Below are 12732 nucleotides of genomic sequence, written 5' to 3'. Positions count from 1 at the left end.
GTTGGTGGAAGCTGGCAGGCGATGGCATTCCAGGGGCGGCAGGGCAATCGCGGCAGTGTCGATGCTCGCCATGCCGACAACAAGCCGCTCGTCGGGAAAGCAGTGACGACGCCTGCAAACGCTACACAACGCACAGTCCGGAGGCGCCCGATCTGGCTGACCGGGGCCTTTTTTCCAGCGGCCCCTACAGCCTTGCCCTGCTATCATGCGCGGCTTTCCCGTTCAGCCAGCACACCTCAGCGAGCGCATTCATGACCGACAAGACCAACCAGTCCTGGGGCGGCCGTTTCAGCGAGCCCGTCGACGCCTTCGTCGCCCGTTTCACCGCCTCCGTCGAGTTCGACAAGCGCCTCTACCGCCACGACATCATGGGCTCCATCGCCCACGCCACCATGCTGGCGAAGGTCGGAGTACTCAGCGAGGCCGAGCGCGACACCGTCGTCGACGGCCTGCAGGCGATCCAGGGTGAAATCGAGGCCGGCACCTTCGACTGGCGCGTCGACCTCGAAGACGTGCACATGAATATCGAGGCCCGCCTTACCGAGCGCGTCGGAGTGACCGGCAAGAAGTTGCACACCGGGCGTTCGCGCAACGACCAGGTGGCCACCGACATTCGTCTCTGGCTGCGCGACGAGATCGACGCGATATTGGGCGAAATCACCCGTCTGCAGCAGGGGCTGCTGGACCTTGCCGAGGCCGAAGCCAATACCCTGATGCCCGGCTTCACCCACCTGCAGACCGCCCAGCCGGTGACCTTCGGCCACCACCTGCTGGCCTGGTTCGAGATGCTCGCCCGCGATCACGAGCGCCTGGTGGATTGCCGCAAGCGGACCAATCGCATGCCGCTGGGCTCGGCCGCGCTGGCTGGCACCACCTACCCCATCGACCGGGAAATCACCTGCGAGCTGCTCGGTTTCGAGGCGATCTCCGGCAACTCGCTCGACGGCGTCTCGGATCGCGACTTCGCCATCGAATTCTGTGCCGCGGCCTCGCTCGCCATGATGCACCTGTCGCGCTTCTCCGAAGAGCTGGTGCTGTGGACATCCGCCCAGTTCCAGTTCATCGACCTGCCGGATCGCTTCTGCACCGGCTCCTCGATCATGCCGCAGAAGAAGAACCCGGACGTGCCCGAGCTGGTGCGTGGCAAATCCGGCCGGGTGTTCGGCGCGCTGACCGGCCTTCTGACCCTGATGAAGGGCCAGCCGCTGGCCTACAACAAGGACAACCAGGAAGACAAGGAGCCCTTGTTCGACGCCGCCGACACCCTGCGCGACTCGCTGCGCGCCTTCGCCGACATGGTCCCGGCGATCCGCCCGAAGCGCGAGAACATGCGCGAGGCGGCCCTGCGCGGCTTCTCCACCGCCACGGACCTGGCCGACTACCTGGTGCGCAAGGGCCTGCCGTTCCGCGATTGCCACGAGATCGTCGGCCACGCGGTGAGATACGGCGTGGAATCCGCCAAGGACCTGGCCGAGATGAGCCTGGACGAGCTGCGCCGCTTCAGCGACCAGATCGACGAGGACGTGTTCGCCGTACTGACCCTGGAGGGCTCGGTGAACGCCCGCGACCACATCGGCGGTACCGCGCCGGCCCAGGTTCGCGCCGCAGTCCAGCGCGGCCGCGCCTCGCTGGCCAGCCGCTGAGCCCCGTACGGGTGGAACTCGCCTGAGTTCCACCTCCTCTGAAGGTGATACTTCGAGGGGGCTGCCATGCCGGATCTGCGAAACCTGCTCCTTAACCAGGAGACCCAGGGTGCCGAACTTTTCGAGTCGGCCAAGGATCGCCTTAACTTCTATCGAGCCGAGATCCATTTCGAATCGACCCTGCTGGCCGAACGCACCAGCACCTACCTGTCGTCCCAGTCCTTTCTGATGATCGCTTTCGCCTCGTCCATGGCCAATACCAATCCGGAGTGGGGCGGCCTGTTCCGCCTGGTGATTCCCTCGATCCTGTCGCTGCTCGGCTTCATCACCTCGCTGCATGCGATTCCCGGGATCAAGGCCAATTTCGAGGTGATCGAACGCTGGCACCAGAAGCAGGCGGAACTCTTGCAACTCGAGGGGCACGTCGGCCTGTTGCCGAACAATGAGTCAGCCCTGTTTGGCGAGGGCACCAACCCGAGCGGAGGCAAGCGGTACAAGCGAACCCTGCTGTTTTCGCTGCGCACACCGCTGATATTCGGCGCGGTATGGGTCATCTTTGGTCTATTCTGCATCGTTCTGCATTTTGTCGACTGACCCCGATACGAGGAGCTCCGCGTACCGATGAGTGGCACCAACGAAGATGACGAAACCTTCGCCGAACAGGCGCTGCTGGAGGCCATCGAAAACCAGCTCGAGGCCGATGACCCATCGGCGGTGAAAGCCACGCTGAACAAGCTGACCCTGGTTGGCTATTCGCGGGAAGAAAGCCTGCAACTGATGGCGCGGGTGCTGGCCGACGAGATCCAGCAGATGATGAGTCTCGAGCGTCCCTTCGACCGAACGCGCTACGAGGCGCTGCTGCGCCAGTTGCCGACGCTGCCGGACGACGACGAGGAGGCCGGCAGCGACGCAGCTGGCGATCAGTAGCGTAGCTGTATCTCCACCCGGGTCAGCGGCTCGTCCGCCACCTCGAAAGCGCTGGCCTCGTAGGAAGGCGGCCCCATCACCCGGGGATTGTTGGACAGGCCGTACCCCTCGGCGGGGAACATGCCCAGGCGGCGGTTGAGCTGACCATTGTCGTCCTCGTCGTGATAGGCGAGGACCGCGTAGCGCCCCGGCCCCACCTCGAACTCGACCATGACCGTGCCGGGCTCGGCGGCCAGCTCGCGGGTGGCGAAGGCCTGGTCCGGCTTGAGAAAGCCTTGCGGGTCGGCGTACACGGCAATGCGCAAGGTGCCGCGATCATGCTGCACCTCGTGAAGCTCGACCTGCAGGGTCTGCGCAAGGCATCCGCTGGCGGCGAACAACGCCAACAGGGCCAATGGCGATCGGCTGTTCAATGCGGCACTCCTGTGATCATTCGCTGCGCCTGAAGGGTCCGGCAAACGCCGCCCGCGGTCAACCGACTCAGGCTGCCAGCCAGGCGAATTCCCGCAGGCAGCCCACCAGGGCCTCGCTCTCGCGGCGCAGCTCCTCGACCCTCGATCTCGCCTCTCCGCGGCGCCCTTGCTCGCACTCGGCCAGCAAGGCGGCGGCCAACCGCTGGACCTTGCGGTGGCGCTGGCCGATCTCGACAAAGGCCGGGTGCGCATCGAAGTGTTCACGACCCTCCTTGGCGTACCAGGTGGCAAAACGTCCACCGCTCGGATCCTGGGTCGGCAGCAGGTCGTGTCGGCCTAGCAGGTAGGCCTCGACCTCGTCGCGCCAGGCCGAATGCTCGACTGTCGCCAGCAGCACCGGCAGGGCGCGCGGTGACAGGCTTCGCCCTGCCCAGGCGCGCCAGGACTCGCAGGGCTGCCATCGGCTGGCCCAGCCAGACAGCTCGTCTGCCGGCATCGGCCTGCCAATGGCGTAGCCCTGGGCCAGTTCGCAGCCCATCGCCAGGAGCATTTCGCCCTGCCATTCGGTTTCCACCCCTTCGGCGATGAGGCGGCGGTGAAAGGCCTTGGCCAGGCCGTGTACCGCCTCGACCACCGCCATGTCGCCGGGTGCCGAGGGCATGGCCTGGACAAAACTCTGGTCCAGCTTCAGGGTATCGGCCGGCAGCCGGCGCAGGTAGGCCAGGGAGGTGTAGCCGGTGCCGAAGTCATCCAGCGCGAAGCGCACGCCGAGTTCGCGGCAGGCGTTCATCATCCGCGCGGCATAGTCGATGTCCTCCAGCGCATGGGCTTCCATGACCTCCAGCTCCAGACGCTGCGGGGGCACATCGGGATGACTGTCGAGCAGGGTTTTCAGTGACGGCAGGAAATCCCGGTTCTGGATGTGCCGTGCCGAAAGGTTGACGCTCACCGGAATATCCAGCCCCTGGCGCTGCCAGGCCGATATCTGGCCAAGCGCCTGGGCGATCACCCACTGGCCGACCGTGACGGAAACGGCGTGGTGCTCCACTGCCGGCAGGAAGGCCGAAGGCAGCAGCAGCCCGTGCTCCGGATGCTGCCAGCGAATCAGGGCTTCGGCGCCGACCAGCTGGCCGCTGCGCATGTTCACCCGCGGCTGGTAATGCAGGCAAAACTCGCCGCGCGCCAGCGCCTGGTGCAGCGCCTCCAGGGTCTGGTTCGGCTCGTTGCTTGGCCTAGTGTGCTTGATATCAAAGATGTGATAACGGTTCTTGCCGGTCTGCTTGGCGATGTACATGGCCTGGTCGGCATGGCGCAGCAACTGGTCGGCCTCGACATCGTCCAGCGGATAGAGCGTGACGCCAATGCTGGCGCTCACGTGCAGGACCTCCCCGGCGACCGCCACCGGATCGGCGAGGGCCTGCAGCAGGCGTTCCAGCACCGGCACGCAATCGTGCTGACGAACCATGTCGACGATCACCACGGCGAACTCGTCGCCGCCCAGGCGGGCCAGGGTGTCGCCTTCACGCAGGAGCGACTTCATGCGGTTGGCCAGGATGACCAGCAAGCGGTCGCCCACGGCATGCCCGTGGCGGTCGTTCACCGCCTTGAAACCATCCAGGTCGATGTAGGCGACCGCCACCTTGTCGCAATGACGATGGGAGCGAACCATCGCCTGCTGCAGGCGATCGGCCAGCAACAGGCGGTTCGGCAGGTCGGTCAGCGGATCGTAATGGGCGCTGCGTTCGAGTTGCTGCTGGTGTTGCTTCTGCTGGGTGATGTCGTTGAACAGCGCCACGTAGTTCTTGACCTGACCCTGCTCATCGCAGACCGCGCTGATGTTGACCAGCTCGGCGTACAAGTGACCTTCCCGGTGACGGTTCCAGATTTCCCCGGACCATTCGCCCTTTTCGCGCAGGGCCTTCCACACCTCGGCATAGAAATCCGCACCGTGCAGCCCTGATTTCAGCAGGCCCGGGGTGCGTCCCAGCACTTCCTCCTGGCGGTAGCCGGTGATCCGGCTGAAGGCTTCATTGACCGAGACGATGCGCACGCTGGCATCGGTGATCATGATGCCCTCGCTGGCGTGGGTGAAGACGCTTGCGGCGAGCTTGAGCTGCTCCTCGGAGACCTTGCGCGCGGTGGCATCCTGGATGGTACCGGCCATGCGCAGCGGCTGTTGATCGTCACGCCATTGCACGACCTTGCCGCGAACCACGATCCAGACCCAGTGGCCGGCCTTGTGCCGCATGCGCATCTCGACGCGGTAGTGCTCGATCTCCTGGCGATAGCAGCGATGCACATCGTGCATGGCCCGCCGGAAATCGCCTGGATGAGCCAGGCGGCGCCAGGTCGACAGGCTCAAGGGTGCCAGCTCGCTAGGTCCATAGCCCACAATCCAGGCCCAGCGTTCGTTGCACACCAGACTGTCGGTCCGCAGGTTGTACTCCCAGGTACCGGTATGGGTGCCCTCGATGACTTCCTGGAGACGCTGGCTCTGCTCGCGAAAGCTGCGCTCGCGCTCGGCCAGGCGGCGTTCGGCGAGCTTGCGCTGGGTGACGTCGTGCCAACTGCCGAGCACCAGGCGGCGGCCGTCCAGTTGCAGCGGGGAAAAGATCACCTCGCCGATGCGCTCTGTCCCATCGGCAGGTTGGTGAGCCCACTCGAAACGCTGGGTTTCGCCGGCCTGCGCCCTTCTCACCCGCTCGAGGGTCTGCGCCCTGGCCCCCTGCGCAGCGTCCACTGGACTGCCCAGCAGCGTCGCACGATCAGGGTAGCCGAGGGTGGCAATGGCCGCAGGGTTGGCATCCAGGTGCCGGTTGTCGTCCATCAGCCAGAGCGGGTTGGGCAAGGTGTCGAAAATGCTGCGGTAGTAGCTGTTCTGCCGCTCCAGTTCCTGCTGACGCGCCATGGCCATGGCCAGCCGCGCCTCGAGCGCCGCCTGATGGGCGACCATCGCTTCCAGCGTTGCGCCCTCTTGGGCAGCGCCGTCCATGCCGGTACCCTCCGGCAAGGCGGACGGCAGCAACTGGTCACTCGTCTGATTCATCGACTACCGCAGCCCCACGGACGTTCGTCATGACGCGCCCGGCGTAAGCGCCGGAAAAGTGATACCAATATAGCATCATCAGTGTGACGAAAAAGCGTTACCCGTCCCTAGGGTCTGTTGCCGTTTCGTCGCGAGCCGCGTTGCAGCGGCAAATGGCGCCAGGTCGGGCGGCGTTCCGCAGGCGCGGGACGCAGGTAATGGTCCTTGCCAAGTCCCGCAACGCCGCATGACGCTATTTGCCGCGCAACCCAAAGGGCCGGGCCTGTTTTTGCGCGATGCGGCGTTTCTCGTCGCTTATTTGGAATGACCAAACTTCGCTCCTCGTGCCTTGCCTCGCGCAAAAACAGGCTCCGGCGCGGCCGCGAACGAATGGCAACAGACCCTAGTCGCGAATACCGTCCGTCAGACCGGCGCTAGAGCAGGCGGGCCGCGCGGCGCCGGAACCAGCCGGTCAGCGAAAGCCGGTCACGCTGAGTCGGCAAGACTTCGTGAGGCACCTCGGCAGAAAGAAACACCACCAGGTTTCCCGCCAGTGGAGCCACGTCCAGGGCCGGCCCCTGGCGCAGGTGCATGCGCATGCAGCCGCCGTCGGCCGACTGCCATTCGGTGTTCAGGTAGAGGACGACCGTGACGATCCGGCTGTCGTCATCACGAAAGCAGTCCAGATGCGTCTTGTAGAACGCCCCTGGGGGATAGAACGCGAAGTGGCACTCGAACTCCTCGAGGCCGAGAAAGAACGCCCGGTTCAGTTCCTGACGCAAGGCTTCCATGTGCGTCAGGTAGCGATCGCAGGCCGGTGACTGTCCCACTTCGATCCACCGGATGCGATCCCCGCGGACGCCCTCACGCACGGCCAGTCCCGCCGCGCGGCCTACCCCGGCGGGCTCGAGTTCGCCCAGGGATTCGCGCTGGCGACACTCCTCGGCGAGGGCGTCGATCAACGGCTGCTCGACGAATCGCTCCTGCAGCGACCAGCCGCAGCGGGCCAGGTCCTCAATGATGGGTTGCAGCGACAAGGGGGGCACTCCTGAAGGGATGATGGAGTCTATCAGCGGCTCCTCGACAAGCACGCATCCGGGGTCAAGAATAGCGTCGCCGCCATTCAGGAGTCGCCATGCGCCTGCTCGCCCTGTGTTTGCTTATGACCGCCAGTTTCGCCAGCGTCGCCGACGCTTATCGGGATCTCTACCAGACCGCAGGCTGGCAGCAGCAGCGCGTGCATTTCCGCGATGCCCTGGAAGCGGCGCAGCAGCGCTACCAGCCGACCCTGCCGCCGGCGGTGTTCAACGCGCTGGTAGCCAACAGCAACCAGCGCTTCGCTGCGCCTGCGATCGACCAGCGCGCCATGAATGCCTTGCGCGCGCAGCTCGCCGATCCGCAGCCGGCCCTGACATTCTATCGCTCGCCCTTGGGGCGCAAGATCGTTGCCGCCGAGGTAAAGGCCACGCGTCCGGACGAGGTCGCCAGGCACGCCGATGGCGTACCGCGGCTCGAAGCCGGCAGCAACCGGCAGTTGCTCATCCGCCATCTGGCCCAGGCGTTGCCCGCCAGCGAGGCAGGTGCAGAGGTCAGCCTGGCACTGGGCGGTGTGGCTGCCGACAGCCTTTCGCAGATGGTGCCCGGCCTGCTTTCCGGCGCCTACGCCCAGAGCCTGCTGCAAAGCCAGCGCCAGCGCCTGGTACAGCAGGTCGAAGCGGATCTGGACGATATCCTGCTCTACGTATACCGCGACCTGTCCGACCCGGAGCTGGAGGAGTATCTTGAGTTCGCCCGTTCAGCCGAGGGCCAGGCCTATTACCAGGCCGCGCTCGGAGCCCTGCGCGCCGGTCTGGCGGTGGGCCTCAGCGGCAGCGAACTGGAGTGGGACCGCGGGATATGAGGCCAGTCGGCACTCACGCCAGTCGCTCATCGAGAAAGGCAAAATACTCGCGGCGGATGTCTTCGCGTTCGTTGACCAGATGATGGCGGGCGTCGGCCAGCCTGAGGATTTCCGGCTGGGCGAATTTGGCTTGCAGCACCGGCAGGTTGTAGCGCCAGTCCACCGTCATGTCCTGCTCGCCCTGGATGATGATCGGCCGGTAATGGCAGGCCGGGGCTGCCTCGACCTGGGGGATCCAGCGGTCCAGCGCACCGACCCAGGCGGTGGGCAGGGTCGCGGCCTGCAACGGATCGCGACGCTGGAACTCGAGAAAGGCCCGGTCGCCGGAGTTGTCGCTGAACTGGCGCGGGATCCCGTCGACGAAATGCCGCAGCAGCTGATAGCTCAGCCGCGAACGCGCCCAGGCGCGCGGGCGCACCAGCGGCGCCAGCAGGATGCTCTGGCCCAGCCTGGCGGCGGCCGGCTGGCGCAGCAGGTGATCCAGCAGGATCGCCCCGCCAGTGCTCTGGCCGAGAAGGTGCCAGGGCTGCGGCAATCCCAGCCGCTCTGCTTCAGCCATGAGCGCCTGCAGTACCACCTGGTACTCGGCGAACTCGTTGATGCTGGCCGGCGCGCCACTGGACAGTCCGTGGCCTGGCAGGTCGCAGCCGAGCACCGCGAATCCCCGCGCCAGCCCCCAGGCCACGACGTTCCGGTACAACCCCATGTGGTCGTAGTAGCCGTGCAGGACCAGCAGCGTGGCGCGAGGCTCATCGGCGGTCCACAGCTGCAGCACCACCTCGTAGCCGCCAACCTGGCGCTTGCCCTGGCGAATATGCACGTCGGCCCGCGACGACAGATCCAGGCCATAAAAGCCCAGGTACTCGCAGGCGGCCGGCGATGGCCCGACAGCCATGTCCAGGTCGCCCAGCTCGGCGCGGATCAGCTCCGGCTGAATCACTCGGGTCTCTCCTCTCGGGATGATATTCAGATATTCTGCCGAGCGCCCGGGCATGGCAAGCTAGTCGCCCCTCGCCGCCCCTCGCCGCCCCCCCGAACCGATGCCCAGAATCCCGAGACTCCTGATCGCCGCCGTGCTGCTCTGCGCCGCTGCTGCCGCGTTGTTGCTGGCCATACGCTGGTACGAGGAAAGTTTCCGCGAGGCAGGCGAGCGCGCCGCGATGTTTTCCGGTGAAGCCCTGAAGCTGCCAGCGGAACTGGCCGGACCTGGTCCGGTGCGGCTGGTGCATTTCTGGGACCCGGCCTGCCCCTGCAATGTCGGCAACCAGCAGCACCTGGCTGAGATGCTGCTGCGTTACCGCGACGCCCCGGTGGCCTTCTACGCCGTGCAGCGCCCGGGCAGCCGCGGAAAGCTGCCCCCGCCGCTACAGGCGATCGAGACGCTGACCGACTTCCCGGGGAGCGAGACACTGCCGGCCAGCCCAGCCGTGGCGCTCTGGGACGCTCGGGGCGAGCTCGTCTATCTGGGTCCCTACAGCGAAGGGGCCGTGTGCACCTCCGATAACAGCTTCGTCGAACCCATCATCGACGCACTGCTGGCCGGCCGCCAGGTCCGCGCCACCCAGGCGCTGGCGGTGGCCTGTTTCTGCGACTGGCCACACAACGCCCGATAGGCCTCAGATACGCCATGGCCGAGCGATAAACCTGAATGGCTGCCAGTGTTGCGCCATTAGCGTCTCTACTACCGAGACCCGCCACCCATCGACACTGAATGCCCTGAGCCTAAGCCAGAAACAGCTGACCGGCCGACTGGAAGATCAATGCCCGCTTCCAGGTCTCCTGAGTCCCTGCCGCCGCCTTAACGCCGTGGCGGCGCGCCCAGTGGCGGCAGGTTGGCGACTGCGGCTCCCTCGTTGGCCTGGCGCATCGCCAGCCGCCGGTTGCGCTCAGCGCGGCGGGTCAGGTACCAGGCGATGAAGGTGACCAGCGAGACCGCCAGCAGGATGAGGCTGGCCACTGCGTTGATCTCCGGCCGCACCCCCAGGCGTACCGCCGAGAAGATTTCCATGGGCAGGGTAGTGGCGCCCGGGCCTGCGACAAAGCTTGCGAGCACCAGATCATCCAGCGACAGGGCGAATGCGAGCATGCCGCCGGCCAGCAGCGAGGGGGCGATCATCGGCACCGTGATCAGGAGAAATACCTTCCACGGCCGCGCGCCGAGGTCCATCGCCGCTTCCTCGATGGACAGGTCCAGCTCGCGCAGGCGCGATGACACAACCACCGCCACGTAGGCCGTGGCAAAGGTGGTGTGGGCGATCCAGATGGTGCTCAAGCCACGCTGCGCCGGCCAGCCGACCAGTTGCGCCATGGCCACGAACAGCAAGAGCAGCGACAGGCCGGTGATCACCTCTGGCATCACCAGCGGTGCGGTGACCAGCCCGCCGAACAGGGTGCGCCCGCGAAACCGCGCGATGCGGGTCATCACGAAGGCTGCCAAGGTGCCCAGCACCACCGCGGCCAGCGCCGTGAAAAAGGCGATCTGCAGCGACCGCCCCACTGCCGTCATCAGTTGGGTGTTGTCCAGCAGTCCGGTGTACCAGCGTACCGACCAGCCGCCCCAGACAGTCACCAGGCGCGAGGCGTTGAACGAGTAGATGACCAGGATCACCATCGGCAGGTAGATGAAGATCAGCCCCAGCACCAGGATCAGATTGGAGAAGCTCCAGCGTTTCACGGCTTGCCCTCCAGCGCTTTCGCCTGGTTCCGGTTGAAGAAAATGATCGGCACGATGAGGATCAACAGCATGATGACCGCCAGCGCCGAGGCCACCGGCCAGTCACGGTTGTTGAAGAACTCCTGCCAGAGCACGCGACCGATCATCAGCGTCTCGGGGCCTCCCAGCAGCTCGGGGATGACGAACTCGCCCACCACTGGAATGAACACCAGCATGCAGCCGGCGATGATGCCGTTCTTCGACAGCGGGACGGTGATCCGCCAGAAACTGGTGAAGCGGCGGGCGCCCAGGTCCGATGCTGCCTCGAGCAGGCTGGGGTCGTGCTTCACCAGGTTGGCGTAGAGCGGCAGGATCATGAACGGCAGGTATGAGTAGACCACTCCGATATACACCGCGATATTGGTATTGAGGATCTGCAGCGGACTGTCGATAAGGCCGATGCCCATCAATGCGCTGTTGAGGATGCCGTTGTTGCTGAGAATGCCCATCCAGGCGTAGACGCGGATGAGGATCGCGGTCCAGGTCGGCATCATGATCAGCAGCAGCAGTACCGTCTGCAGGTCCTTGCGCGCGTGGGCGATGGCGTAGGCCATGGGGTAGCCGATCAGCAGGCAGAGCAGGGTGCTCACCAGCGCGATGCGCAACGACCCCAGATACGCGGCCAGATAGAGCGAATCCTCGCTGAGGAAGATGTAGTTGCCCAGGTTGACCAGCACCTGCAGCTGCTGGTCGGCGTACTCGAAGATCGCCGTGTACGGGGGAATCGCCACGGCCGCTTCGGCAAAGCTGATCTTCAGCACGATGACAAAGGGCAGCAGGAAGAACAGGCCGAGCCAGACGAAAGGAACGCCGATCACCAACTGGCGGCCGAGGCGTGCGCGCAATTCCCTCATGAGTGCAGCACCACGCCAGCGTCGCCCTGCCAGTAGAGATAGACCTGATCCTCCCAGGTCGGGCCCTTCAACCGCCGCTCGGCATTGGCGGCGAAGGCCTGGAGAATCAGCCCGGAGGCCAGGCGGATGTAGTAGATCGAATGGCCGCCCAGGTAGGCGATGTCATGCACGGTGCCGCGCTCCCAGTTGTACTCGGGATGCTCCAGCTCCGGCGGATCGACGCTCATCAGCAGCTTTTCCGGCCGCAGCGCATAGGTGGCCTGCTTGTCCTGTGCACGGGTACTGATGCCATGCCCGATATAGATGGGCCGCTCCAGTTGCGGACAGCCGATCACCGCATGGTCTTCGGCGTCCTCGATGAGTTCGCCGTCGAACAGGTTGACGCTACCGATGAATTCACAGACCAGTCGGTTGGCCGGGGTCTCGTAGATGTCCATCGGGCTGCCCACCTGGGCGATCCAGCCCTGGTGCATGATGGCGATGCGCTCGGCCATGGTCATGGCCTCCTCCTGGTCATGGGTGACCATCACGCAGGTTACGCCGACCCGCTCGATGATCTGTACCAGTTCCAGTTGCATCTGCGAGCGCAGTTTCTTGTCCAGCGCGCCCATGGGTTCGTCGAGCAGCAGCAACTTCGGCCGCTTGGCCAGGGAACGGGCCAGGGCCACTCGCTGGCGCTGGCCGCCGGAGAGCTGGTGGGGCTTGCGGCTGGCGTACTGCTCCATTTGCACCAGCTTGAGCATTTCGCCGACGCGTTGTTCGATTTCGCCCCTGGCCAGGCCGTCCTGCTTCAGGCCGAAGGCAATGTTCTGCTTCACGCTCATGTGCGGAAACAGGGCGTAGGACTGGAACATCATGTTGATCGGCCGATCGTAGGGCGGCAGATCGGTGATGTCCTGACCGTCGAGAAAGATCCGGCCCTCGCTGGGCCGTTCGAAACCGGCGAGCATGCGCAACAGGGTGGACTTGCCCGAACCGGAACCGCCGAGCAAGGCAAAGATCTCGCCGCTGTGGACGTTCAGCGAGACATCGTCCACGGCGACCGTCTCGTCGAACTTCTTGGTGACGCGGTCGATACGCAGCAATACCTGCTTGCTCTGGCTCTCACCGGTCAAGGCCTTCTTGAAGGCACTGGAAGCAACCGCCATTACCGAAACTCCCGAAAATCTGGATGGCACCGCGGATATGGCAGCGCAGTGAAGGGCCGATGGTCAGGCACTTCCCGGGTCAGAAAGCCGGCCGGCCTGTGGCGAGCGC

At 65.3% G+C, this 12732-nt stretch carries 12 protein-coding genes; 5 read left to right on the top strand and 7 right to left on the bottom strand.

Annotated features, from left to right (window positions below; translation table 11 throughout):
• Nucleotides 1-251: 251 nt before the first annotated feature.
• From argH to ACFOMF_RS07555, 3 genes are all read left to right on the top strand, one after another.
• Entirely contained in the window at nt 252-1643 is a 1392-nt protein-coding gene (gene argH, locus ACFOMF_RS07565) for an argininosuccinate lyase (RefSeq protein ID WP_386363122.1), read from the top strand.
• 66 nt (nt 1644-1709) lie between these two features.
• Nucleotides 1710-2237, top strand: a complete 528-nt coding sequence (locus tag ACFOMF_RS07560; protein ID WP_386363119.1) for a hypothetical protein — start codon at nt 1710-1712, stop codon at nt 2235-2237.
• 27 nt (nt 2238-2264) lie between these two features.
• Nucleotides 2265-2570 (top strand): hypothetical protein, encoded by a 306-nt coding sequence (locus ACFOMF_RS07555; RefSeq protein ID WP_386363116.1) that lies wholly within the window; start codon nt 2265-2267, stop codon nt 2568-2570.
• Here the strand turns inward: ACFOMF_RS07555 and ACFOMF_RS07550 are convergent.
• The 3 genes from ACFOMF_RS07550 to ACFOMF_RS07540 form a co-directional block, all read right to left on the bottom strand.
• Nucleotides 2564-2983: a DUF2141 domain-containing protein gene (locus ACFOMF_RS07550; RefSeq protein ID WP_386363113.1), complete on the bottom strand. Its 420-nt coding sequence runs from the start codon at nt 2981-2983 to the stop codon at nt 2564-2566. The genes ACFOMF_RS07555 and ACFOMF_RS07550 overlap by 7 nt on opposite strands.
• Nucleotides 2984-3050: 67 nt before the next feature.
• Nucleotides 3051-6029 (bottom strand): sensor domain-containing protein, encoded by a 2979-nt coding sequence (locus tag ACFOMF_RS07545; RefSeq protein WP_386363110.1) that lies wholly within the window; start codon nt 6027-6029, stop codon nt 3051-3053.
• Nucleotides 6030-6442: 413 nt separating this feature from the next.
• Nucleotides 6443-7045: a 2OG-Fe(II) oxygenase gene (locus tag ACFOMF_RS07540; RefSeq protein ID WP_386363107.1), complete on the bottom strand. Its 603-nt coding sequence runs from the start codon at nt 7043-7045 to the stop codon at nt 6443-6445.
• A 98-nt stretch (nt 7046-7143) separates the two neighbouring features.
• Between ACFOMF_RS07540 and ACFOMF_RS07535 the strand changes: the two genes are divergently transcribed.
• Nucleotides 7144-7908: a hypothetical protein gene (locus ACFOMF_RS07535; protein ID WP_386363105.1), complete on the top strand. Its 765-nt coding sequence runs from the start codon at nt 7144-7146 to the stop codon at nt 7906-7908.
• A gap of 13 nt (nt 7909-7921) precedes the next feature.
• Here ACFOMF_RS07535 and ACFOMF_RS07530 read toward each other — a convergent pair whose 3' ends face one another.
• Nucleotides 7922-8902, bottom strand: coding sequence for an alpha/beta hydrolase (locus ACFOMF_RS07530; RefSeq protein ID WP_386363102.1), 981 nt, complete (start codon nt 8900-8902; stop codon nt 7922-7924).
• 46 nt (nt 8903-8948) lie between these two features.
• Here ACFOMF_RS07530 and ACFOMF_RS07525 point away from each other — a divergent pair, with 46 nt between their 5' ends.
• Complete coding sequence (locus ACFOMF_RS07525; RefSeq protein ID WP_386363099.1) at nt 8949-9521, top strand: DUF6436 domain-containing protein; 573 nt, start codon at nt 8949-8951, stop codon at nt 9519-9521.
• Between the two features lie 185 nt (nt 9522-9706).
• Here ACFOMF_RS07525 and ACFOMF_RS07520 read toward each other — a convergent pair whose 3' ends face one another.
• Genes ACFOMF_RS07520 through ACFOMF_RS07510 form a run of 3 tightly spaced genes read right to left on the bottom strand, consistent with a single transcriptional unit; the run spans nt 9707 to nt 12623 of the window.
• Nucleotides 9707-10582, bottom strand: a complete 876-nt coding sequence (locus ACFOMF_RS07520) for an ABC transporter permease subunit (protein ID WP_386363097.1) — start codon at nt 10580-10582, stop codon at nt 9707-9709.
• Nucleotides 10579-11475 carry an ABC transporter permease subunit gene (locus tag ACFOMF_RS07515; RefSeq protein ID WP_386363095.1) on the bottom strand — a complete coding sequence of 299 codons (897 nt, stop codon included), beginning with the start codon at nt 11473-11475 and terminating at the stop codon, nt 10579-10581. Before ACFOMF_RS07515 ends, ACFOMF_RS07520 begins: the two co-directional genes overlap by 4 nt.
• A complete protein-coding gene (locus ACFOMF_RS07510; protein ID WP_386363092.1) occupies nt 11472-12623 on the bottom strand; it encodes an ABC transporter ATP-binding protein in 1152 nt (383 codons plus the stop codon). The genes ACFOMF_RS07515 and ACFOMF_RS07510 overlap by 4 nt, the downstream gene beginning before the upstream one ends.
• Nucleotides 12624-12732 lie beyond the last annotated feature (109 nt).

This window comes from Stutzerimonas tarimensis (assembly GCF_042648805.1).
Taxonomy (GTDB): Bacteria; Pseudomonadota; Gammaproteobacteria; order Pseudomonadales; family Pseudomonadaceae; genus Azomonas; species Azomonas tarimensis.
The sequence above is the reverse complement of the archived record's forward strand: the minus strand, read 5'-3'. Positions and strand labels throughout refer to the sequence as shown.

Excerpts from the sequence above, each read along its gene's own strand:
- ACFOMF_RS07535 (WP_386363105.1), top strand. The coding sequence starts at position 7,144 with ATGCGCCTGCTCGCCCTGTGTTTGCTTATGACCGCCAGTTTCGCCAGC.
- ACFOMF_RS07555 (WP_386363116.1), top strand. The coding sequence starts at position 2,265 with ATGAGTGGCACCAACGAAGATGACGAAACCTTCGCCGAACAGGCGCTG.
- ACFOMF_RS07510 (WP_386363092.1), bottom strand. The coding sequence starts at position 12,623 with ATGGCGGTTGCTTCCAGTGCCTTCAAGAAGGCCTTGACCGGTGAGAGC.
- ACFOMF_RS07525 (WP_386363099.1), top strand. The coding sequence starts at position 8,949 with ATGCCCAGAATCCCGAGACTCCTGATCGCCGCCGTGCTGCTCTGCGCC.
- ACFOMF_RS07545 (WP_386363110.1), bottom strand. The coding sequence starts at position 6,029 with ATGAATCAGACGAGTGACCAGTTGCTGCCGTCCGCCTTGCCGGAGGGT.
- argH (WP_386363122.1), top strand. The coding sequence starts at position 252 with ATGACCGACAAGACCAACCAGTCCTGGGGCGGCCGTTTCAGCGAGCCC.
- ACFOMF_RS07515 (WP_386363095.1), bottom strand. The coding sequence starts at position 11,475 with ATGAGGGAATTGCGCGCACGCCTCGGCCGCCAGTTGGTGATCGGCGTT.
- ACFOMF_RS07530 (WP_386363102.1), bottom strand. The coding sequence starts at position 8,902 with ATGCCCGGGCGCTCGGCAGAATATCTGAATATCATCCCGAGAGGAGAG.
- ACFOMF_RS07560 (WP_386363119.1), top strand. The coding sequence starts at position 1,710 with ATGCCGGATCTGCGAAACCTGCTCCTTAACCAGGAGACCCAGGGTGCC.